Source organism: Nocardia sp. NPDC050412 (assembly GCF_044458825.1).
GTDB lineage: Bacteria > Actinomycetota > Actinomycetes > Mycobacteriales > Mycobacteriaceae > Nocardia.
In genome coordinates this window covers 562021-584804 of the sequence record NZ_JBITIJ010000001.1, presented here as the reverse complement: position 1 = coordinate 584804, position 22784 = coordinate 562021, and the positions used below count along the sequence as shown (strand labels likewise).

Genomic DNA, 22784 nt, shown 5'->3' with positions numbered 1-22784 from the left:
TTGACCGGGCCGATGACCTGCACCGGAGCGCTTTTCCGGCGGTGTTCGGAGGCAACAGGTTCACCACCTGCGGGTCTCGCGCGACGACCAGCCCGAGCACCCGACAGAATTACAAGTGCGATTTAGGCCACACATCGGTGCCGAAAATCCGTCAGCGCACGGCGACCAGCTTCTTCGGGAACGTGAGCAGCGCTTCGACGGCGTGATCCAATCGATGGCAACAGTGGCCACAAGCGACGGCCGAGAGCAGTGCGAACAAGCCCCGCAGTCGGTTCCGCGGAGCACCGGATACGCCGGTGGCATCGGCTACGCTGACCGCGTGATGTCAGGCGAACACGGCGAACCAGGGGTCGAACGCAGCCGATCGACCACCTCGGGCACCCTGACTCGCCTGCGTCGGACCGCACCGATCAGTACCGCCGTTTCGCTGGGACGTCGGATCATCGGCCTGGATGTTGCGCCCGACCACACCGTCGGCGAAACCCTGCACATCAACGAGCCCGAAGCCGCCGAACTCAACCCGCAGGAGACCGCGCAACTGCGCCGGGTCCGTCTGTTGGGCGCGACGGGTTCGGTGATGATGGCCATCGGCGCGCTCGGTCTCGGCGCCCAACCCACGCTGCAGAATCCGACCTACGGCAAGGCGATTCTCGGGCTGCCCGCGCGTGTGCACAATTCGGGGCTGGCGACGACCATGGTCGGCACGGTTATCGTGATGCTGGCCTGGCTGCTGCTCGGCCGATTCGCACTCGGCTTGCAGTCCAACCGCATTCGCCGTATCAGCCGATCGCAACTGGACCGTACGCTGCTGCTGTGGATCATCCCGCTATCGGTCGCGCCGCCGATGTTCAGCCAGGATGTGTATTCCTATCTGGCCCAGGGCGAGATCGCGGCGAGTGGACTCGATCCCTATGACGTCGGCCCGGTACAGGGGCTCGGCCAAGACCACATTCTGACGCGCAGCGTGCCCAATATCTGGCAGAATTCGCCCGCGCCATATGGCCCGCTCTCGATTTGGCTGGGCAAGGGCATCGCCGAAATCGTCGGCGACAATATGCTCGCCGGTGTGCTGCTGCACCGCATGCTTGCGCTACTCGGCGTGGCCTGCATCGTCTGGGCACTGCCCCGACTGGCACAGCGGTGTCGAGTATCGCCCGTGGCCGCCTTGTGGCTCGGCGCCGTGAACCCACTCGTGATATTCCACCTGGTATCCGGTGTGCACAACGAGGCCATGATGCTCGGCCTGATGCTGGTCGGGTTGGAATATTGTCTGGCAGCCCTGAGCAATATCGGCCCGATGCGCGGACACGCACTCGTGCTGCTTCTATCGGGCACCACGCTGATAGCGCTGTCCGCCATGGTCAAGATTCCATCGATGCTGGCTCTGGCATTCGTGTGGATGGCATTGAGCCGAAAATGGGGCGGCGATTGGCGTGCGGTGCTCAGAGCCGCGCTATTCCTCGGTTGTGTCACCGGCGCCGTCATGCTCGCGGTATGTCTGGGTAGCGGTCTCGGTTTCGGCTGGATAGACACACTGACCATGGCCAACTCGGTGCGCAGTTGGATGTCGCTGCCCACCGCGCTCGGTGTAGCCACCGGATTCGGCGGCGTCCTACTGGGATTGGGCGACCACACCACCGCGCTGCTGAGCATCACCCGACCGATCGCGGCGATCGCGGCCGCACTGGTCGTGGTGCGGCTCATGGTGGCCACCTGGCGAGGTCGGCTGCATCCGGTCGGCGCTCTCGGCGTCGCCTTCGGCGCGGTCGTCCTGCTGTTTCCGGTGGTGCAGCCCTGGTATCTGCTCTGGGGCATCGTCCCGCTGGCGGCCTGGGCGAGCCGGCCCGCCTTCCGGGTGCCCGCCACGATCGCTTCCGCGGCGATCAGTGTCATGCTCATGCCCTCGGGCAGCGAAATCCCGCCCTTCGTCCTTATCTACGCGGCCTGCATCACTGTTCTCACCTGCACGCTGATGATCCTGGCGACTCGCAAGTCGCTGCCGTGGCGGCTACACCAGCTCGGCGCCGACACCGCGCCCACCGCGGCCGGTCCTTCCGGACCGCGGAGTTGACGAGGCAGGGGTGTCGTCCGGGTCACATCCCTCGACCGCTTACGGTGTGACACCGTGAGGGAGCGAAGCGAGCGAACAATGGGCACAGCACCCTTGGACGCGACGGAGCCGAGCACCGAGGCGCGATGGTGACCGCAGCCTCGGAACCCGCCGTCTGTATCGACGGCGTCGTCAAGCGCTACGGCGAGACCACCGCCGTCGACGGGATCAGCTTCGCCGTCGAACAGGCACAGGTGCTGGCCCTGCTCGGACCCAACGGGGCGGGCAAGACCACGACGGTCGAAATGTGCGAGGGGTTCAAGACCCCCGATGCCGGTTCGGTCCGGGTGCTCGGCCTCGATCCGATCGCCGACTCCGACCGGTTGCGACCGCGCATCGGCGTCATGCTGCAGGGCGGTGGCGCGTACCCGGGTGCGCGTGCCGGCGAGATGCTCGACCTGGTCGCCGCCTACTCCGCCGATCCGCTCGATCCCGAGTGGTTGCTGAAAACCCTTGGCCTACAGGACAACCGGCGCACACCGTACCGACGGCTCTCCGGCGGCCAGCAGCAGCGGCTCGCACTGGCCTGCGCGCTGGTCGGAAAGCCGGAGATCGTCTTCCTCGACGAACCGACCGCGGGTCTGGACGCACAAGCGCGGCTCATCGTGTGGGAGCTGATCGACGCACTGCGCCGCGACGGCGTCACGGTGCTGCTCACCACACACATGATGGACGAGGCCGAACAACTGGCCGACCAACTGGTGATCATCGATCACGGACAGATCGTCGCCTCCGGGACACCTGCCGAGGTGACCGCACACGGCGCGGCCGGCCAACTGCGCTTCACCGCGCCACCCAAACTCGATCTGCACCTGCTGAAAACCGCCCTGCCGGAAGGCTTCTCGCCGCGCGAGACGACTCCCGGACAATATCTGGTCGAGGGCGAGATCGATCCGCAGGTACTGGCCACGGTGACCGCGTGGTGTGCGCAGCAGAATGTGCTGGCGACCGATATCCGGATCGATCAGCGTCGGCTCGAGGACGTCTTCCTGGAACTCACCGGACGGGACCTACGCGGATGAATCAGCCAGATCTCGCCGGAAACCGCTTCGCGCCGGGCACTTTCACCCCCGATCCGCGTCCGAGCGGTCGCGTCGCCATGATGACCGCGCAGACCCGGCTCGAGCTGATCCTTTTGCTGCGCAATGGCGAACAGTTGCTGCTCACCATGTTCATTCCGATCACACTGCTTGTCGGGCTCAGCCTGTTGCCGTTCGGGGACCTCGGTGAGGACCGCGTCGACAAGATCGTGCCCGCGGTGATGATGGTGGCGGTGATGTCGACCGCCTTCACCGGACAGGCCATCGCGGTCGGATTCGACCGGCGCTACGGTGCGCTCAAACGCCTCGGGGCCACCCCACTCCCCCGCTGGGGCATTGTGGCGGGCAAGAGCGCCGCGGTACTGATCGTGGTGGTGTTACAGGCAATGCTGTTGGGGGCCATCGGATTCGCGCTCGGCTGGCGACCGGAACTCGCCGGGCTCGGGCTCGGCGCGCTGGTGATCGCGCTCGGCACAGCCACTTTCGCGGCAATGGGTCTGCTGCTCGGCGGCACGCTCAAGGCGGAGATCGTGCTGGCACTGGCGAATATCCTCTGGTTCGTCATGCTCGGCATCGCGAGCATCGTATTCGCCTCCGACGATCTACCCGCAGCGGTGAATGTGCTGGTGCGGTTGGTGCCGTCCGGGGCGCTGGCTGACACGCTGGAAGACGCCATGCGCACCAGCATCGACTGGTTCGGCATCGCCGTCCTCGCCGCATGGGGCGGCATCTCCGCCTTCCTCGCCACCCGATTCTTCCGCTTCGACTAACCCGATCAAGATCAGGTGGAAACGGTGGCGCGGGCTTCTCGACCGACGCCGCCATAGTGTCCACCCGATCTTGTTCGAGCGGAACGACGGGGTGTAGTAGACCGGGTGCGGGTGGTGGGAGGGGCCCGGCTACGATTGCTGGGTGCTGTATCGCGCGTTTCTGCGGCTCGTCGATTTACTTCCGCTGCCCTCGTTGCGGGTGCAGCGATTGATTGCTGTCGCGGTCATCGTGTCCCAGGCGGGGATCGCCGTCACCGGGGCGATCGTGCGGGTCACGGCGTCCGGGCTCGGGTGCCCGACTTGGCCGCAGTGCTTCCCTGGCAGCTTCACCCCGACCGGGGTGGCCGAGGTTCCGGTGCTGCATCAGACTGTCGAGTTCAGCAACCGCATGCTGACATTCGCGGTGACGCTGTGCGCGGCGCTCATCGTGCTCGCCGTCACCCGGGCCCGCCGTCGTCGCGAAGTGCTGGTGTACGCGTGGTTGATGCCGGGCGGCACGGTACTGCAGGCGGTCATCGGCGGTATCACCGTGCGCACCGGTTTGCTGTGGTGGACGGTGTCGGTGCATCTGTTGGCGTCGATGCTGATGGTGTGGGTCGCGGTGGTCATGTTCGCGAAGGTGAGCGAACCCGATGATGGCATCGAGGTGATCCAGGCGCCCGCACCCCTGCGCTGGCTCACCGGGCTGAGCGGTGTCGCGCTCGCCGGTGTCCTCATCGCCGGCACGCTGGTCACCGGCGCCGGACCGCACGCGGGCGATAAGAGCATCGAACGACCGGTCGAACGCCTCCAGGTCGAGATCGTCACGCTGGTCCACCTGCACTCGCAACTGCTGGTCGGCTATCTCGCGCTGCTCATCGGTTTGGCCTTCGGCCTCTTCGCAGTCGGCATCACCCCCGCGGTCCGCACACGCCTGCTCGTCCTGCTCGGGCTGGTGTGCGCCCAATCCCTGGTCGGCGTCGTGCAGTACTTTACCGACGTCCCCGCCGCCCTGGTCGCCACCCACGTCGGGGGCGCCGCAGCCTGCACCGCCGCCACCGCCGCCCTCTGGGCCTCCCTCCGCCCCCGTGAACGGGTCTCAGCACCGATCCCCAACTCCACCGAACAGTTGGCATAGCGCTTCCGGCATGCTGTTCGGATGGGACCATCAGCGCCGAGTACCGCAGCGCCACAACCGTTCCCGGATATCGAGCCATACGAGCGCGGGCTCCTCGATGTCGGCGACAGGAACCAGGTCTATTGGGAGACCAGCGGCAACCCGCACGGCAAGCCCGCGCTCGTAGTACACGGCGGACCGGGCAGCGGCGGCCAGCGCGGATCACGAAAGTTATTCGACCCCACCGTGTATCGAATGCTACGGCGAATGGTCCGATGATCGGATGCAATTCGGCGGTGGGCGCGGCTAATCTGGCAGGCATGCCGGTCACCGTGCTTGTGCCAGATGATTATGGGGTCGGGATATTGGCTCGGCTCGATGGGATACGGCCGGTGCGGTATGCGCCCGGCGAAGCGCTACCCGCGGCGGCTGAGTTGGCGGAGGTGCTGGTCCCGGCTTTTCTGGCGCGGCCCGAGTCGATCGATATGGCCGGACTGCCGAAGTTGCGGTTGGTGCAGATGCTCACGGCCGGTGCCGAACGATGGATCGGTCGGCTACCCGATGGGGTGTTGCTGTCGAACGCGCGGGGTGCGCATGGTGGCAGTTCGGCGGAGTGGGTCGTCGCGGCGCTGCTCACCATTTATCGGGAGCTGACGGAGTTCGCCGATTTGCGGGGCGAGCGTCGCTGGTATCAACATCGGACAGATACATTGGCGGGTAAGCGGATCCTCGGTATCGGCGCGGGTGATCTCGGTATCGAATTGCGCCGCAGGGTCGAAGCTTTCGACGCTACGTTGACGCTGGTGGGCACGACCGCACGCGACGGTGTGCACGGCGTCGACGAATTGCCCCGATTACTCGGCGAATTCGATGTCGTGGTGCTGATGGTTCCGGTGACCGATCAGACCATCGGCATGGTCGATACCGAATTCCTGGCGAAGATGGCGGACGGCGCGGTGCTGGTGAATGTCGCGCGCGGACCGATCGTGCGGACCGAAGCGTTATTGGCCGAACTCGTTTCGGGGCGATTGCGCGCGGCCCTGGATGTCACCGACCCGGAGCCGCTACCGCCCGACCACCCGCTATGGTCAGCGCCCGGTCTGCTGTTGACACCGCATGTCGCGGGCAGCACCCGCGGCAGTCTCGAACGCGCCTACTCCGTTGTCGCTGCGGAGGTCGCGAGATTTGCGGCTGGCGAGTTACCGAAAAACCTTGTGCGCGGGGATTATTGAGCCCACACGCAGGCACGCCCCCGACTACCCGAACCGCGGGCGAGTGACGCGCGCGAGTGTTCGGGTCAACGCATCCGATGCCAGTTGCCCACGTTCGATCCGCAGACCCGCGTAGCACGGATCGCCGTTGTCGACGAGCTCGACGATCATCGGCTCATCCAATTGCTCTGCGGCGAAGGCGTATATCTGCTCCAACTTCGGCACGATCAGCCCGTAATCGAGCGCCCGCGCCACCCGTCCCTCCAGCGCGAGCACCGCATCGACGGACATATTCGCCAGCGGATACACCTCGGGAAAAACATTGCGCAGGTCGAGAAATAGACGAACCGAGCTGCGGCGCGGATCGGCCGACCAGCCGCCGAGGCCTCCGAGCCGGCCGAGGGCGAGGGTCGGCCGCGCCACCAGGACGTGGGTGAACAGTACCCGCATGAGCGTCACATTGATCATCAACCGTTCGGCGGGCAGTTCGGCCGCCGCCAAACCTTGATGTTCCAGATAACCGGCGACAATGCTGCGATTGTGCGCCCGGTACCACGCAGCGGGCGCAGGGGCGGTAAGGAATTCGAGCCACAGCCGGGCACCGGGCGTCGACGCATCGCGCGCACCGGCATGATGCAGCAGCGCGGCTTCCAGTTTGTCGTGCAGTAGGCGATCGTTGAGGGCCCGCCACCACGGGCTGCCGGTCTCGGCGTGCAGCACGCCGCGGGCGAGTTCCCATTGCAGGAAGGCGATTTCGGCCCGACGGTAGGCGCGGAGTTCCGGTGGATAGAAGCTTTCGGCGAGCGCGACGCGCTGCTGCGCGTCGGCATGCGCGGCACCGACCCGCCGAGCCGCCAGCTCGCTCGCCTTATCCGCGTTCATCGTCCCCTACTTTACGATCCCCCACTCGGAACCAGAGACCCATCATTATTTTGATGCCCCTTATCGGCGATCCTATTGGTGCTTCGATGAACAGGTACCTAACGTCGATATCGCTACGAACTGGCACTCTGGATACGGAACAGTACGTCGCCCAATTCCCCCGATCAGGAGGCACACGATGTCGAAGGTTCTTTTCGTCATGACCGGCGTCGACTACTGGACGCTCGCCGATGGCACCAAACATCCGACCGGCTACTGGGCCGAAGAGGTGGTGGCGCCGTATAAGGCCATCAAGGCGGCGGGTCACCAAATCGTGGTGGCCACTCCCGGCGGTGTCGTGCCGACCGTCGACCAGGGCAGTCTCGCGCCCGAGGTCAACGGCGGCGCGGACGGTGCCGCGCAGATCGCCCGTACCCTGGCCGATGCGGCGGAACTGCGCAGCCCGATCCGGCTCGAGGACGTCGACCTGGCCGACTACGACGCCGTCTACTACCCCGGCGGACACGGCCCGATGGAAGATCTGCCGGTGAACACCGCCTCCGGTGCGTTGCTCAATGCCGCGCTGGCCTCGGGCAAACCACTCGGCGTCGTCTGCCACGCGCCCGCCGCGCTGCTCGCGACCGCCATCGACGGCGATTCCCCGTTCGTCGGCTACCGTCTCACCGGATTCACCAATGCCGAAGAGACCCAGGCCGGATTTGCTGATAAAGCCAAGTGGCTGCTGCAGGATCGGCTGGTCGAGCTCGGCGTCGATTTCCGTGAGGGCGAGCCGTGGGCCCCGCATATCGAGGTCGATCGCAATCTCTACACCGGCCAGAATCCCGCATCGTCGGCACCGCTCGCGGCGGAGATCGTCGAAGCCCTGAGCTGAGTGGCAATGGCCGCTCCGTCAAGGGAGCGAAGCGGCGCCGTTCGAGCATGTCGATCATTTCACGGAGTCGAACGGCGCGCATGGTGTCACCTCGACATTGGCCGAGATCATTCAGCAGGCGGGTGCGCTCACCTCGATTGCGCGCGAATCCATGCTGCCCGCAATGAATCTCAGCACGAACGGGCACCAGAACGGCGCGGTCGAACTCCCGCAATAGACCACGAGTCGGCGGCGATCCACCAACGGCTCGCCGCCGACTCCCGAAGTACCCCTCGGTAAGGGACGTTGGTCCCTTGTTCGACATTCGGCGTCTCTGCGAACGTGATACGTCCGATCGTCTGCAAGCCGAAAGCGAACTACCCGTGACATCGCTGTTGTGGATCGCGCTGCCCTACGGCGCGTTCCTGTCGTTCGTGCTCGGCCACGTGTGGCGCTACCGGCGCGACGGTTTTCGCAGCTACATCCGCTATCCGGAGATGGACCGCAGTCAGCGGCTCGGATCGACAGCATTCCGGTCGGGGGTCTGCCTCATAGTCCTTATCCGCCTGTTCAAGGTGATCACCGCCGAACCGCACGCCCGCCCCGCCGGTGCGCTGCACGTGGTCACCACGATCGTGCAGATCGGCGGTGTCGCCGCGGCCACGGTCGGGGCGGTCTTGCTGTTCCTACCGGATCTGATCGCGGGTCCGTCGCGCCCGGTGCTCACCCCGCTGGACCGCATCACTTTCCCGGCCTTGACGGCCGCGCTGCTGTCCGGAGTGATCATCGAATACGATCCGACCACGGTGGCACGCGAATATCGAACCGGCGAAACGCTTTTCGCCTGGTTCCGCTCGCTGTGCACCATCGATCCGTATCCCGAAGCCATGCAGCACGCACCGCTCATCTATCAGGCGCGCGGCTTGATACTGCTGCTGATCCTGGGCATCTGGCCCTTCACCCGGCTCGCAGGCATCTTCGCGGGCCCGATCGTTCGGCTGGTCCTGCGCGCCGTCCCACGCGAGACTCGCGAATCCGACGGCGCGACCACGCGAGCCTGAACGGCCTCAGTTCTCGTTGCGCGCCTTGGGATAACGAGTCTGCCGGGCAACCCAACCGGCCATCTTGGCCCAGTGCCCCTTGCGCGGGGTGACCACCGAAATCAGCTCGCGGTCCCATTCATCGGCCTCGGTGAGGCCGTCGACGGTTTCGACCAATTCCTTAGCGGTCGCCAGATCGTCGACCACACGGTCGCCGAGGACACCATCGGAGCCGACCAGGGTGATGCGCACACCCGCACGGCCGATCGGCTGCAGCACGGCGGTGGCGGAACCGCCGTGCTCGGCGACGAATCCCTTGACCGAATCCACTAGGGAACCCGACAGCTGCACGGGGGCGGCGGCTTCAACACTCATGGCGGCTAGTTTACTGACCGGTACGTTCGGGTCCAGCCCCCGTGGGTGTAGAACGGATCTCATGCGCGCTATTCAGGTTTCCGAGCACGGCGGTCCCGAAGTCCTGAACTACGTCGAGGTGCCCGATCCGCAGATCGGCCCGGATCAGCTGCTCGTCGACACCGCGGCGATCGGCATCAACTTCATCGATACCTATATCCGTACCGGCCGCTACCCGCAGGCGGTCCCCTATATTCCCGGTGCCGAGGGCACCGGCGTGGTGGCCGAGGTCGGTGCGAATGTGACCGAATTCGCCGTCGGCGACCGGGTCGCCTGGGCGGCGGCGCCCGGCAGCTATAGCCAGCGGGTCGCGGTACCGGCGGCGGTCGCGGTCAAGGTGCCCGACGGTGTCGACGCACCGGTCGCAGCCTCGGCGCTGCTGCAGGGGATGACCGCGCACTACCTGATCGAATCGATTTACAAGCCCGAACCCGGCGAGACCGTGCTGGTGCACGCGGGCGCGGGTGGGGTGGGCCTTTTGCTCACCCAGCTCGCCGTCGCGCGTGGTGTCCGAGTGATCACCACCGTCTCCTCCGACGCGAAGGAGAAGCTGTCCCGCGAGGCGGGCGCGAGCGAGGTCCTGCGCTACACCGATGATCTCGCCGATCGAGTTCGCGCACTTACCGAGGGTGTCGGAGTCGCGGCCGTATACGACGGTGTCGGCGCGGCCACCTTCGAGGCCGGCCTCGCATCTCTGCGGGTACGCGGCATGCTCGCCCTCTTCGGCGCGGCCAGCGGCCCGGTACCGCCCTTCGATCTGCAGCGCCTCAACCCGGCAGGGTCGCTGTTCGTGACCCGCCCCACGCTGGTGCACTACACCCGAGACCGGGCCGAATTGCTCTGGCGTGCAACCGATATCCTCACCGCGATCGCCGACGGCACGCTGCATGTGCGGATCGGCGCCACATACCCGCTGGCCGAAGCCGAGCAGGCGCATCGCGATCTCGAGGGCCGCAAGACCACCGGCTCGATCGTCCTGCTGCCGTAACCTACGCCAACGGCCGCCCGCCCGGCGCGGCCGTTGGCGCCTTGAACCCATTGCCCAGCAGCCCGATTCACACCCCCGACCGCAACCGAGCCGGTTCCGCCGTCTGGCGGCCGATTCACGTTCCGACCGCAACCAGATCGGTTCCGCCGCCCGGCACCAGATTCGCCGGATCAGTAGTCCAGTCCGGTCAGACCACGGTAAATGAACCGTGTCAAACCCTCGATCGCCTGCTCGTCGGTCAGCGCGACAGTGCCGTCCTCGACCAGCGCCAACATGCCCTGGGCGACCTGAAACATCATCGCCAGACTGGCATCGATGCTGCTCGGCAGCCGTAATCCCTTGCCGGCCAGGCCATCCAGATGATCGGCGATATCCGCGCGCTGTTCGACGCCGAAATGTCCGAGCACGCGAGCGAAATCCTCGCTGACGATCGCCGCTTGAGTGATCGCGCGCAGCACGGGCGCATGTTCTCGCGAGAAGGCCCAATACCCGGCGACGTGATACCGCACCGCCTCCGGGTCACTGAAATCGGATTTGTGTTCGGGCTGCTCCGCAAGTTCGTCCCCGGCGCTCGCCAGATCGTTCAGCAGCGCCTGGAGTAGCTCCTCCTTGCTCGCGAAGTGGTTGTAGAACGACCCGGCCGCACGCCCCGCGGCCGCGGTGATGTCGGTGATCTTGGTGTTCAAGTAGCCGCGTTCGGCGAACACCCGCCGCGCCGCATCCTTCAGTGCCTGTTCGGTCTCTGCGGACTTCTCTCGGCGACTCGACGTCACTCGCACCACCTCCTTGACACGAAAACCTACCAACCTCCATACTGAATTCAGATTCAGTGAATTTCAATTCAGATTGGTGAAGATCATGAAAGCAGCAGTTCTGCGCAACGCCGGTGAGGTGCCCGTATACGGCGACTTCGACGACCCGCAGGTGACCGAAGGCCGGGAACTGGTCGAACTGGTGGCGGCGGGCATCCACCCGATCGTTCGATCGCTGGCCGCAGGCACGCACTACGGCAGTACCCACGCCTACCCTCTGATCCCGGGCCTCGACGCGGTGGCACGCACCGCCGACGGCGCACTCGTCTACACCGGTTTTCCGCAGGCCCCCTACGGCACGCTGGCCGAACTCATGGCGGTGCCCACGCGGATGCGGATTCCGCTCCCGACCGGCGCCGAACCCGCGCGAATTGCCGGTGGTCTCAACCCCGGATTGTCCTCGTGGCTGGTCCTGCGCGAACGCCGCGACGCACTGCCCAACCAGCAGCTCGGCACCGTGCTGATCCTCGGCGCCACCGGTGCCGCCGGACTGCTGGCCGTGCAGAACGCCTTCATACTCGGCGCGGACCGGGTGATCGCCGCCGGACGCAATCCGTCGGCACTCGAGCGGGCGACGGAATATGGCGCGAACACGGTCACGCTGCAGGACAACAAGGAGGCCACCGCGTCGGTGCTGGCCGAAGCCCTCGGCACCGAGGCGCCGAGCCTGGTGCTCGACTATGTGTGGGGAGCACCGGCCGAGGCCGCCTTCGCAGCCCTCGGACGCCAAGGCCTGACCGAGGACGACGCGGATATCGCATTCATCCAGATCGGCTCCATGGCAGGTGCCGAGGCGGCCGTTCCGGCGGCGCTGCTGCGCAGCCGTCGCATCACGATCTCCGGTAGCGGAGCTGGATCCGTGTCGATGCAGTCGATCCTGGCCGCCATCCCCGAATACATGCAATTGATCGCCGAGGGCCGATTGGACACCGCGGTACAGGAGTTCCCGCTCTCGAAGATCGAAGACGCATGGGTCGCCGCGCAATTCGGCACCGCCCGGGTGGTCGTGGTCCCGGATTGATCAATCGACGGTAAACCGCCAACATGATTCAGTACGGAGAAATCGTGCATACGCAAGTACTCATCGCAGGTGCCGGACCCACCGGCCTCACCCTCGCCATCGACCTGGCCCGCCGCAATATCCCAGTGCGCATCATCGACCGGGCCACCGAATTCTTCGCTGGATCGCGCGGCGACGGTATCCAGCCGCGCACCCTCGAAGTGTTCGACGACCTCGGCGTGCTGGACGCGGTTCGCCGGGCCGGATCACCGACACCGGTCATCCGCGCGTACTCCGGCAATGAATTCGCGGGCGAACATCGGATGGCCGAGCCGGTCGAGCCGACGCCCGCGGTCCCCTACCCCAACCTCTGGGTGCTCGGGCAGTCGCGGACCGAGGCGATCCTGCGCGACCGGCTCGCCGAGTTCGGTGTGCAGGTCGAACTCGCCACGGCGCTGGTCACTTTCGAACAGGACGAGACCGAGGTCAGCGTCGAGTTGGCGCACGACGGCGTCATCGAGACGCTACGTGTCGCCTATCTGGTCGGCGCGGACGGTGGCAAGAGCACGGTCCGCAAGACGCTCGGAGTTCCGTTCGAGGGCACCACCGACGATTCGATCCGCATGTTGCTGGGCGATGTCAGTGCCGACGCACTCGACCACGACTACGGCTACTGGTTCGCGGCGGCCGGTCGCCCGATGGAGGGAATCATATTGTCTCCCTTGCCCGGTGGCAGACAGTTCCAGTTCGGCGCGCCATTGGGCTCCGATGCCGAACCCACTCTCGAGGTGCTGCAAGAGTTCGTCGACCGCTATGCCGAAAATCTGGATATCGTCCTCACCGACCTCACCTGGGCAACTGTGTGGCGGCCGAATATCCGTCTGGCGCAACGGTTCCGAGAGGGTCGGGTATTTCTCGCGGGCGATGCCGCGCATGTGCATCCGCCCACCGGCGGACAGGGCATGAATACCGGTATCCAGGACGCCTACAACCTCGGCTGGAAACTCGCCGCCGCTGTCATGGGCGACGAATCACTGCTGGACAGTTACGAATCCGAGCGCCGCACGGTAGCCGCACGAGTGCTCGGAATCAGTACCGAACTGCTGGACAAGCTGGTCGACGGTGCGCAGGACGCCATGCAGCGCGGCGAGCAGACGCGTCAATTGGATATTAGTTACCGCGATCCCGCCGACGACGGCGTGCTCGTCGCGGGTGACCGCGCACCCGACGCACCGGTCAAAGATGCCGAAGGGCGGCCGATTCGACTGTTCGACCTGTTCCGCGGACCGCATGCGACGCTGCTGTCATTCGGCGAAACCGACGTACAGCCCGAGCCCGGTGTCGAGGTATATACAGTGATCCGACCCGGCGACAAGGCGACTGGACAGTACGTCGTAGATGTCGACGGTCACGCCTTCGCCGCCTATGACGCGGTCGACGGCACCACCGTACGAGTCCGGCCAGACGGATACCTCGGCTGACCTAGCCGAAGAAGCTGCCGATCGTGTCCCATCCGAGCACCGAATCAACCGCGAGACCACAGAACACCACGGCCAGATAGTTGTTGGACTGAAGGAACAGTCGCAGCGGCTTCACCGATTCACCGCGTCGCACACCTGAGTACAGTTGGTGCGCCATGAGCAGGAACCATGCTCCGGCCACGAGCGCGACGGCCGCGTAGACCACACCGGTCGCGGGGACCAGCGCGAGGGTGGTGAGCACGGTGAGCCAGGTGTAGATGACGATCTGCTTGGTGACGGCCTGCTCGGTGGCCACGACCGGCAGCATCGGGACGCCGGCCGCGCGATAGTCCTCCTTGTAGCGCATGGCCAGCGCCCAGGTATGCGGCGGCGTCCAGAAGAAAATGACACCGAACAGCGCGATCGCGGGCCAGCCGATATTTCCGGTCGCCGCCGACCAGCCGACCAACGCCGGCATACATCCGGCCGCGCCACCCCACACAACATTCTGCGAGGTCCGACGCTTGAGGCCGAGGGTGTACACGAAGACGTAGAACAGGATCGTCGCGACGACCAGCAGACCACTGAGCAGATTCGCCTGCCACCACAACCAGGCGAAAGAGCCGATGCCGAGCGTCACCCCGAATACGAAGGCATGTGAGGTCGGCACGGCCTCCCTGGCCAGCGGGCGCTTCGCGGTCCGCTTCATCACCTTGTCGATATCGGCGTCGGCGACACAGTTGAGCGTATTGGCGCTCGCGGCGCCCATCCAACCGCCGAACAGCGTGGCCAGGATCAGTCGGATATCGACGTGTCCGCGGTCGGCCAGCAGCATCGTCGGAATGGTCGCGACCAGCAGCAGCTCGATGACGCGCGGCTTGGTCAACGCGATATAGGCGAGCGGTCGCCGCAATAGTCGGGACAGCAGGCCATCGCCGGTGAACCGGTCGGCCAGCGCCGTCGCGGAGGAGCCGTGTGCGCCATTGCCACCCGGCTGTTGCCCAATCCGCACTATCTCTCCTCGCACGCTGTGCATCGCATCCGGCATGAAACCACTGCCGCGCTCCCCCTGCTCGAGCTGGTGCGAGGCGGCAACTACTACAGACGATGGTAGACCCAGCCGCATAGCCTTCTTTCCATAGCCCCTCGCTCCAGCACCTTGTCGCAGCGATTCGACACCCGGAGTAAGCCGGGTTCCTCACATGCCGGTCATCGGGCACATCTAGGGTAGTTGGGGTAAACCGGTTCGCATTCCACCGCTGCCGTGCGTGCACCCCTCCGCCACCGTCGACGAAACCAATGTCAGGAGAACCTCGGTCGTGTCAGTCACAGACGACATCCGCGCCCTCACTCAGCCGAACCACCCGGACGACTGGACGGATCTGGACACCAAGGCCGTCGACACCGTTCGGGTTCTTGCAGCCGATTCGGTGCAGAACGCCGGGAACGGGCACCCCGGCACCGCGATGAGCCTCGCGCCACTGGCCTACACGCTCTACCAGCGCACCATGCGCCTGGACCCGAGCGATCCGAGCTGGGTCGGCCGCGACCGCTTCGTGCTGTCCTGCGGTCATTCCAGCATCACCCAATACATCCAGCTCTACCTGGCCGGATACGGTCTGGAGCTGAACGATCTCGCGCATCTGCGCAAATGGGGCTCGCTCACCCCCGGCCACCCCGAATTCCGCCACACCGACGGCGTCGAGATCACCACCGGCCCGCTGGGTCAGGGTCTGGCCTCCGCGGTCGGTATGGCCATGGCGGCGCGGCGCGAACGCGGTCTGTTCGATCCGGACGCCGCACCCGGCACCAGCCCGTTCGACCATTTCATCTACGTCATCGCCTCCGACGGTGATATGGAGGAGGGCGTCACGTCCGAGGCCTCCTCACTCGCGGGCACCCAGCAGCTGGGCAACCTGGTCGTGATCTACGACGACAACAAGATCTCCATCGAGGACGACACCACCATCGCCTTCACCGAGGATGTCGCCGAGCGCTACCAGGCCTACGGCTGGCACGTCCAGGTTGTCGAGGGCGGCGAGGACGTCGTCGCCATCGAGGCGGCGCTGGCCGCGGCCAAGGCGGAGACCGGTAAGCCGTCGATCATCGTGCTGCGCACCATCATCGGCTACCCGGCGCCGAACAAGATGAACACCGGCGCCGCGCACGGTGCGGCACTCGGCGCCGACGAAGTGGCCGCGACCAAGAAGATCCTCGGCTTCGATCCGGAGAAGAACTTCCAGGTCGACGACGATGTCATCGCGCACACCCGCAAGGTCATCGAGCGCGGCCAGCAGGCACATGCGGCCTGGCAGCAGCGGTTCGACGCGTGGGCCGCCGCGAACCCGCAGAACAAGGCACTGTTCGATCGGCTGGCCAAGCGTGATCTGCCCGCGGGCTGGGCCGCGAATCTGCCGACCTACGAGGCGGATCCGAAGGGGATCGCCACCCGCAAGGCGTCCGGCAAGGTGCTCGCAGCGCTGGCGCCGGTGCTGCCGGAGCTGTGGGGCGGTTCGGCCGACCTCGCCGAATCCAACAACACCACCATGCCCGACGCGCCGAGCTTCGGTCCGGAGTCGATCTCGACCGGTATGTGGAAGGCCAACCCGTACGGCCGCACCCTGCACTTCGGTGTGCGCGAGCACGCCATGGGCGCGATCCTCAACGGCATCGCGCTGCACGGCCCGACCCGTCCCTACGGCGGCACCTTCCTGGTCTTCTCCGATTACATGCGCCCGGCCGTACGCTTGGCCGCGCTGATGCGGGTGCCCGCGATCTACGTGTGGACGCACGACTCCATCGGCCTCGGCGAGGACGGTCCGACGCATCAGCCGATCGAACATCTGGCCGCGCTGCGCGCGATCGCGGGTCTGAACGTGGTCCGCCCCGGCGATGCCAACGAGACCACCTACGCCTGGCGCACCATCCTCGAGCGCGACAGCAGCGAGCACACCTCACACTTCTCGGTCTCCGAACCCGCCCACCAGGACGGACCGTCCGCACTCGCGCTCACCCGCCAGGATCTGCCGATCCTCGAGGGCACCAGCTACGAAGGTGTGAAGAAGGGCGGCTACGTGCTGGCCGAGGCATCCACCGGCACACCGCAGGTGATCCTGATCGCGACCGGATCCGAGCTGCAGCTCGCGGTCGCCGCCCGCACTACGCTGGAGGCGCAGGGCATCGGTACCCGCGTGGTCTCGATGCCGTGTGTGGAGTGGTTCGACGCGCAGGACAAGGCATATCGGGACGAGGTGCTGCCGCCGTCGGTCGCCGCTCGCGTGGCCGTCGAGGCCGGTATCGCGATGCCGTGGTACCGGTTCACCGGTGACGCGGGCGAGATCGTATCGATCGAGCACTTCGGTGCCTCGGCCGATTTCAAGACCCTGTTCCGCGAGTTCGGGATCACCGCGGAAGCCGTAGTCGCTGCCGCGCAGCGCACCCTGGAAAACGTGAAGGGATAAGAGCTCATGGCACAGAACGAAAACCTCGCCGCCCTCTCCGCCGCGGGCGTCTCGGTGTGGCTCGATGATCTTTCGCGGGACCGGATCCAATCCGGCAACCTGGCCGAGCTCATCGAAACCCGTAGCGTCGTCGGCATCACCACCAATCCGACCATCTTCCAGGGCGCCCTGAGTCAGGGCCACGCCTACGACGCCCAGGTGAAAGAGCTCGCCGCCCAAGGCGCGGATGTGGATTCGGCGATCCGGACCATCACCACCGACGATGTGCGTGCGGCCTGCGATGTGCTGGCCGGGGTATACGAGGCCAGCAACGGTGTCGACGGCCGGGTCTCCATCGAGGTCGACCCGCGCCTGGCTTTCGATGCCGAGCAGACGGTCGCGCAGGCCATCGACCTGTGGAAGACGGTGGACCGGCCCAACCTGTTCATCAAGATTCCGGCCACCGAGGCGGGCCTGCCCGCGATCACCCGGGTGATCGCGGAGGGCATCAGCGTCAACGTGACGCTGATCTTCTCGGTCAAGCGTTACCGCGAGGTGATGGGCGCCTACCTCGACGGTCTGCGCAATGCCAAGGGCGCCAGCCACGATCTGGCCAAGATCCATTCGGTCGCTTCGTTCTTCGTCTCCCGCGTGGACACCGAGATCGATAAGCGACTCGAGGCGATCGGTACGCCGGAGGCACTGGCACTGCGCGGACAGGCGGGTGTCGCCAATGCGCGCCTGGCCTACGCCGAATACCAGGATGTATTCGATGGTGGTGCGCACACCTCGACCTATCAGCATCTGGCCGCCGCAGGTGCGAATCGGCAACGGCCGCTGTGGGCTTCGACGGGCGTGAAGAATCCGGAGTACTCCGACACGCTGTATGTCACCGAACTGGTGGCGCCGAATACGGTGAACACGCTGCCGGAGAAGACCCTCGAGGCGGTCGCCGATCACGGTGCGGTCCGTGGCGATGCCGTCAGCGGTACCGCCGCGGCCGCGCAGGAGATCTTCGACAAGCTCACCGCGATCGGCATCGACCTCGACGATGTGTTCGAGGTACTCGAGCGCGAGGGTGTGGAGAAGTTCGAGAAGTCGTGGGAGGAGCTGCTTTCCGCCACGGCAGGTGAACTGGCCAAGACCGGGGATAACTGACCCGATGGCCGGCACTCAGACGAATATCTGGAAGAACCCGCTCCGCGACGAGCGGGACAAGCGGGTCCCGCGGATCGCGGGACCGTGCAGCATGGTGATCTTCGGCGTCACCGGCGATCTGTCCCGGAAGAAACTGATGCCGGCCATCTACGATCTGTCGAACCGGGGGCTGCTGCCCCCGGGCTTCGCACTGGTCGGCTTCGCCCGCCGTGACTATGCGGACGAGGACTTCGCGAACGTCGTGCTCGAAGCGGTAAAAGCGCACGCGCGCACACCCTTTCGGCAGGAGGTCTGGGACCATCTGGCCGAGGGCATCCGCTTCGTGCAGGGCTCCTTCGACGACGATTCCGCCTTCGCCAAACTCGCCGACGTGCTGGCGAAGCTGGACAAGGACCGCGGCACCGGCGGCAATCACGCCTTCTACCTGTCGATTCCGCCGAATATGTTCCCGGTGGTGCTCGATCAGCTCTCCCAGCACAAATTGGCCCAACCGACGAAAACCGATGGCGAGGGCCGCAAGCCGTGGCGTCGGGTGGTGATCGAGAAGCCGTTCGGCCATGATCTGGACAGTGCGGTCGAACTCAACGCACTGGTCAACCGGGTGTTCCCGGAGGAGACGGTCTTCCGCATCGATCACTATCTCGGCAAGGAGACGGTGCAGAACATCCTGGCGCTGCGCTTCGCCAACCAGCTCTACGAACCGATCTGGAATGCCAATTACGTCGACCATGTGCAGATCACCATGGCCGAAGACATCGGATTGGGCGGTCGCGCAGGCTATTACGACGGTATCGGCGCCGCCCGCGATGTCATCCAGAACCACCTGCTGCAGTTGCTCGCGCTGACCGCCATGGAGGAGCCGATCAGCTTCGAGCCCAAGCAGCTGCAGGCGGAGAAGATCAAGGTGCTATCGGCGACCAAACTCGTCGAGCCCCTTGATGAAACCACCGCACGCGGCCAGTACGCGGAGGGCTGGCAGGGCGGCGAGCATGTGGTCGGACTGCTCGACGAGGAAGGTTTCGACCCGCAATCGCGCACCGAGACCTACGCGGCGCTCACCCTCGAGGTCGACACCCGACGCTGGGCGGGTGTGCCGTTCTACCTGCGCACCGGAAAACGCCTGGGCCGCAGGGTGACCGAGATCGCGGTGGTGTTCAAGCGGGCACCGCATCTGCCGTTCGACCAGACCATGACCGAGGATCTCGGGCAGAACGCACTGGTTATTCGGGTGCAGCCCGATGAGGGTATTACCACCCGGTTCGGTTCGAAGGTGCCGGGGTCGAGCATGGAAGTGCGCGACGTCAATATGGATTTCAGCTACGGCGAGGCGTTCACCGAATCCTCTCCCGAGGCCTACGAACGTCTGATCCTCGATGTGCTGCTCGGGGTGCCGTCCCTGTTCCCGGTGAACGCGGAGGTCGAATTGTCCTGGCGCATCCTGGATCCGGTGCTCGAGCACTGGGCCGCCGACGGTAAGCCCGAACAGTACGAGGCGGGGACCTGGGGTCCGGCCTCGGCCGACGAGGTATTGGCCCGCACCGGGCGCGAATGGCGGCGGCCATGATCGTCGACATGCCGCAGACCACCACCTCCGAGGTCACCAAACGCCTGGTGCGCCTTCGGGAGAGCAATGGCGTGATCACCATGGGCCGGGTGCTGACACTGGTCGTATGCACGCTGGACAGCTCCGAGGCCGAGGACGCTATCGACGCAGCCAATGACGCAAGCCGCGAACATCCCTGTCGCGTGGTCGTATTGGCGCGCGGCGATCGCGAGGCCGAGACCCGGTTGGATGCCCAGATCCGCGTGGGCGGTGATGCCGGCGCGGCCGAGGTGATAGTGCTGCGACTGCAGGGTGATCTGATCAACCACGAGAGCAGCGTCGTCATCCCGTTCCTGCTGCCGGACACCCCGGTGGTGGCCTGGTGGCCGCGTGGCGCACCGGAGTTCCCGTCCAAGGATTCGGTGGGACGCTTGGCGACTCGCCGCATCACCGACGCCACCTTCGCCGCCGATCCGCAGGCGACGATCAAGAAGCAACTGGGCTCCTACGCCTCCGGTGATACCGATCTGGCGTGGAGTCGCATCACCTATTGGCGGGCGCTGTTGGCGGCCGCCATGGACGAACCGCCGTTCGAGCCGGTGGATTCGGTGATCGTCTCCGGACTGCGCGACGAACCGGCGCTGGATATGCTCGCCGGCTGGTTGGCCGCCCGCCTCGACTGCCCGGTGCGCCGCCGCTCGGGTGCGTTGCGGGTGGAGGTGCGTCGCCCGACTGTGTCGATCGCTATCGAGCGGCCGCAGACCGGGCGCACCGCGACATTGACCCGCACCGGTGACCCGGATCAGCGAATCGCATTGGCGCGCCGGGAAACTCGCGACTGCCTCGCCGAGGAACTGCGACGGCTGGATGCCGACGAGATCTATGCCGAGGCGCTCGCCGGAATCGAGAAGGTGACCTATGAGTGAGCGCGCGAACTTCCCCGCGCACACCGTCCGAGTACACGACGACACCGACGCCTTGATTGCCGCCGCGGCCGCACAATTCGTCGCCGTCGTGGTGGCCGCGCAGGCGGCACGTGGGTCCGCATCAGTGGTGTTGACCGGCGGTGGGACCGGGATCGGGCTGTTGGAATTGGTCCGCAAGACACCCGGCGATATCGACTGGACACAGCTCGATGTGTTCTGGGGCGACGAACGATTCGTGCCAGCGGGCGATTCCGAGCGCAATGATCTGCAGGCACGGCAGGCGCTGCTGGATCATGTGCCGGTGGATCCGTCGCGGGTGCATCCGGTCGCCACCTCCGATGGCGAATATCCGGATCCGGTCGAGGCCGCCGCCGAGTATGCGGCGGCGGTGCACGCGCACTTGGCCGAGTACGGGGCCTTCGATCTGCATCTGCTCGGTATGGGCGGCGAGGGGCATGTGAATTCGCTGTTCCCGCATACCGATGCGGTACGGGAACAGCACGAACTCGTTGTCGCGGTAACGGATTCGCCCAAACCGCCGCCGGTGCGAGTCACGCTGACACTGCCCGCGGTGCGGCACAGTCGCCATGTTGTGCTGGTCGTCGGTGGTGTGGCCAAGGCCGACGCGGTGGCCGCGGCGGTTGCGGGCGCGGATCCGGTAGAGATCCCCGCGGCGGGTGCCGGCGGGTCGGAATCCACTACGTGGCTGTTGGATCGGGATGCCGCCGCGGCATTGCCGGGTGCCGCGAGCTAACTGAGCAGTTCCTGCGCGGTTGCGCCGAGGACCAGTTCGCGCACCCGTGGTGAGCCGGTGGCGCGTTCGACGGTGGTGCGTGCGATGACCGGATCTCCGTAGGGGGCATCGGATCCGAAAAGGGTGCGCTCGGGAATTTCGGCTATCGCCAGGCGGACCGCGAAAATGATACTGGCAGTGGACAGTTCGAGGTACATATTCGGGGTGTCGCGGACCAGTTCGATCGCGTCCATCCAGTGCGCTCCGCCGAGTTGGGAGACCACGAGCGGCACGCGTGGATAGCGGCGCGCAAGGTCGGTCAGGGTGCGCAGGTCGGCGGCGGTCGTGGGCGCGGCGCCGTGGACGACGACAGGCAATCCACCATGGTCGGTGGCGGCACGGAGTACCGGCTCGATGAGCCCGGCCTGGTCGGGCGGCGGGGTCAACTCACCGATGCCGCGCAGTCCACGTCCGACTACCTCGCGTTCAACAATCGCTTCGGCGTCGGGTGCGTCGAGCGGCACCGAGGCGAAGCCGATGAAGCGGTCCGGGTAGGCCGCGAGGGCGGCGTCGAGTTCGCGGGTGGCCGCTTCGCGGCCGAGGCCGCCGCCGCCGGCGAGCGCCTGAGTCAGCAGGTCCATCTCTGTGCGGAGTTCGGTGAGAGTTCCGGCCCGTTCCGGATGCGGTCGGGTCATGAAGAGGACGGTCTTGTCCACACCCGCCTCGTCGAGTAGCGCGATGTGGTCGGTGAGCGGTTCGTGGACGTGGCTGTGTGCGTCGATGATCAACGTTTCTCCTGACGGAATCGAGTTACGGTCTCGAGTGTTGATCCCTGACACCATGGGAAGGTCAAATCATGCTGATCGGTGAGCTGGCCAGCCGCACCCGCATCAGCGAGCGGCTGCTGCGGTATTACGAGCGAGTCGGGCTGCTGTCGGCCGAACGCCGCCACAATGGGTATCGCGAGTACGACGCGAATGCCGAGCAGCGTGTCGGGCAGATTCGCGCATTGCTCGCTGCGGGACTCTCGACGCGGGTGATCGGGCGGCTGCTGCCGTGCACGGTCGCCGATGGCGCGTTGCGGGCCTGTCCTGGCGTATTGCCCGCGTTGCGGGATCGGCTGGCGGAGTTGGATCGTCGGGCCGTTGAGCTCGATGTCGCTCGCGATCTGCTGCGGCGGACGATCGAGGAAACAGAACAGTCGCGCTGACGCTGCGCCCATTCCGAATGTGCCGATAAATCCGCGATTCGACACCGGGGTACTAGGAGAAATTTCTTGCAACTGCCGAGGTGATCAGAATACTTTCGGAA

Annotated in this window: 21 protein-coding genes; 16 read left to right on the top strand and 5 right to left on the bottom strand. The window is 65.9% G+C overall.

Annotated elements, in window-relative coordinates; all coding sequences use genetic code 11:
- Window positions 1-322: 322 nt before the first annotated feature.
- The 5 genes from mptB to ACIBI6_RS02730 all read left to right on the top strand — a co-directional run bounded on the left by mptB (window position 323) and on the right by ACIBI6_RS02730 (window position 6248).
- Window positions 323-2071: a polyprenol phosphomannose-dependent alpha 1,6 mannosyltransferase MptB gene (gene mptB, locus ACIBI6_RS02750; RefSeq protein WP_396955258.1), complete on the top strand. Its 1749-nt coding sequence runs from the start codon at window positions 323-325 to the stop codon at window positions 2069-2071.
- Window positions 2072-2196: 125 nt separating this feature from the next.
- Window positions 2197-3132 carry an ABC transporter ATP-binding protein gene (locus tag ACIBI6_RS02745; RefSeq protein WP_396955099.1) on the top strand — a complete coding sequence of 312 codons (936 nt, stop codon included), beginning with the start codon at window positions 2197-2199 and terminating at the stop codon, window positions 3130-3132.
- Window positions 3129-3920 (top strand): ABC transporter permease, encoded by a 792-nt coding sequence (locus ACIBI6_RS02740; RefSeq protein ID WP_396955098.1) that lies wholly within the window; start codon window positions 3129-3131, stop codon window positions 3918-3920. The genes ACIBI6_RS02745 and ACIBI6_RS02740 overlap by 4 nt, the downstream gene beginning before the upstream one ends.
- A gap of 142 nt (window positions 3921-4062) precedes the next feature.
- Complete coding sequence (locus ACIBI6_RS02735) at window positions 4063-5037, top strand: heme A synthase (RefSeq protein ID WP_396955097.1); 975 nt, start codon at window positions 4063-4065, stop codon at window positions 5035-5037.
- 299 nt (window positions 5038-5336) lie between these two features.
- Window positions 5337-6248: a 2-hydroxyacid dehydrogenase gene (locus ACIBI6_RS02730; protein WP_396955095.1), complete on the top strand. Its 912-nt coding sequence runs from the start codon at window positions 5337-5339 to the stop codon at window positions 6246-6248.
- Between the two features lie 24 nt (window positions 6249-6272).
- On the opposite strand, the gene ACIBI6_RS02725 is transcribed toward ACIBI6_RS02730, so the two are convergent.
- Window positions 6273-7109 (bottom strand): hypothetical protein, encoded by an 837-nt coding sequence (locus tag ACIBI6_RS02725; protein ID WP_364340335.1) that lies wholly within the window; start codon window positions 7107-7109, stop codon window positions 6273-6275.
- A gap of 178 nt (window positions 7110-7287) precedes the next feature.
- On the opposite strand from ACIBI6_RS02725, the gene ACIBI6_RS02720 reads away from it, so the two are divergent.
- The gene (locus tag ACIBI6_RS02720; RefSeq protein ID WP_364340333.1) at window positions 7288-7980 is read left to right on the top strand and encodes a type 1 glutamine amidotransferase domain-containing protein; all 693 of its coding nucleotides are present in this window, start codon (window positions 7288-7290) and stop codon (window positions 7978-7980) included.
- 362 nt (window positions 7981-8342) lie between these two features.
- Window positions 8343-9020 (top strand): respiratory nitrate reductase subunit gamma, encoded by a 678-nt coding sequence (locus tag ACIBI6_RS02715; protein ID WP_396955094.1) that lies wholly within the window; start codon window positions 8343-8345, stop codon window positions 9018-9020.
- A gap of 6 nt (window positions 9021-9026) precedes the next feature.
- On the opposite strand, the gene ACIBI6_RS02710 is transcribed toward ACIBI6_RS02715, so the two are convergent.
- Window positions 9027-9374 carry a hypothetical protein gene (locus tag ACIBI6_RS02710; protein ID WP_364340329.1) on the bottom strand — a complete coding sequence of 116 codons (348 nt, stop codon included), beginning with the start codon at window positions 9372-9374 and terminating at the stop codon, window positions 9027-9029.
- Between the two features lie 61 nt (window positions 9375-9435).
- Between ACIBI6_RS02710 and ACIBI6_RS02705 the strand changes: the two genes are divergently transcribed.
- Entirely contained in the window at window positions 9436-10401 is a 966-nt protein-coding gene (locus ACIBI6_RS02705; protein ID WP_396955093.1) for a quinone oxidoreductase family protein, read from the top strand.
- Window positions 10402-10571: 170 nt separating this feature from the next.
- Here the strand turns inward: ACIBI6_RS02705 and ACIBI6_RS02700 are convergent, their stop codons facing one another.
- Window positions 10572-11174 (bottom strand): TetR/AcrR family transcriptional regulator, encoded by a 603-nt coding sequence (locus ACIBI6_RS02700; RefSeq protein WP_396955092.1) that lies wholly within the window; start codon window positions 11172-11174, stop codon window positions 10572-10574.
- Window positions 11175-11259: 85 nt separating this feature from the next.
- Between ACIBI6_RS02700 and ACIBI6_RS02695 the strand changes: the two genes are divergently transcribed.
- Entirely contained in the window at window positions 11260-12234 is a 975-nt protein-coding gene (locus ACIBI6_RS02695; RefSeq protein WP_396955091.1) for a zinc-binding dehydrogenase, read from the top strand.
- Between the two features lie 44 nt (window positions 12235-12278).
- Window positions 12279-13694, top strand: coding sequence for an FAD-dependent monooxygenase (locus ACIBI6_RS02690; RefSeq protein WP_396955090.1), 1416 nt, complete (start codon window positions 12279-12281; stop codon window positions 13692-13694).
- Between the two features lies 1 nt (window position 13695).
- Here the strand turns inward: ACIBI6_RS02690 and ACIBI6_RS02685 are convergent, their stop codons facing one another.
- Window positions 13696-14685 (bottom strand): heme o synthase, encoded by a 990-nt coding sequence (locus ACIBI6_RS02685; protein ID WP_364340320.1) that lies wholly within the window; start codon window positions 14683-14685, stop codon window positions 13696-13698.
- Between the two features lie 307 nt (window positions 14686-14992).
- Between ACIBI6_RS02685 and tkt the strand changes: the two genes are divergently transcribed.
- Genes tkt through pgl form a run of 5 tightly spaced genes read left to right on the top strand, consistent with a single transcriptional unit; the run spans window position 14993 to window position 21494 of the window.
- On the top strand, window positions 14993-17134 hold the full coding sequence (tkt, locus tag ACIBI6_RS02680) for a transketolase (protein WP_364340318.1): 2142 nt from the start codon (window positions 14993-14995) through the stop codon (window positions 17132-17134).
- Between the two features lie 6 nt (window positions 17135-17140).
- Entirely contained in the window at window positions 17141-18271 is a 1131-nt protein-coding gene (gene tal / locus ACIBI6_RS02675) for a transaldolase (protein WP_364340316.1), read from the top strand.
- A 4-nt stretch (window positions 18272-18275) separates the two neighbouring features.
- The gene (zwf, locus tag ACIBI6_RS02670; protein WP_396955089.1) at window positions 18276-19835 is read left to right on the top strand and encodes a glucose-6-phosphate dehydrogenase; all 1560 of its coding nucleotides are present in this window, start codon (window positions 18276-18278) and stop codon (window positions 19833-19835) included.
- Window positions 19832-20740: a glucose-6-phosphate dehydrogenase assembly protein OpcA gene (gene opcA / locus ACIBI6_RS02665; RefSeq protein WP_364340312.1), complete on the top strand. Its 909-nt coding sequence runs from the start codon at window positions 19832-19834 to the stop codon at window positions 20738-20740. The genes zwf and opcA overlap by 4 nt, the downstream gene beginning before the upstream one ends.
- Complete coding sequence (pgl, locus tag ACIBI6_RS02660; RefSeq protein ID WP_396955088.1) at window positions 20733-21494, top strand: 6-phosphogluconolactonase; 762 nt, start codon at window positions 20733-20735, stop codon at window positions 21492-21494. The genes opcA and pgl overlap by 8 nt, the downstream gene beginning before the upstream one ends.
- Here the strand turns inward: pgl and ACIBI6_RS02655 are convergent.
- A complete protein-coding gene (locus ACIBI6_RS02655; RefSeq protein ID WP_396955087.1) occupies window positions 21491-22261 on the bottom strand; it encodes an amidohydrolase family protein in 771 nt (256 codons plus the stop codon). The two genes, pgl and ACIBI6_RS02655, sit on opposite strands and share 4 nt — an antisense overlap.
- 68 nt (window positions 22262-22329) lie before the next feature.
- Between ACIBI6_RS02655 and ACIBI6_RS02650 the strand changes: the two genes are divergently transcribed.
- Window positions 22330-22683, top strand: a complete 354-nt coding sequence (locus ACIBI6_RS02650; RefSeq protein WP_396955086.1) for a MerR family transcriptional regulator — start codon at window positions 22330-22332, stop codon at window positions 22681-22683.
- Window positions 22684-22784: the final 101 nt, after the last annotated feature.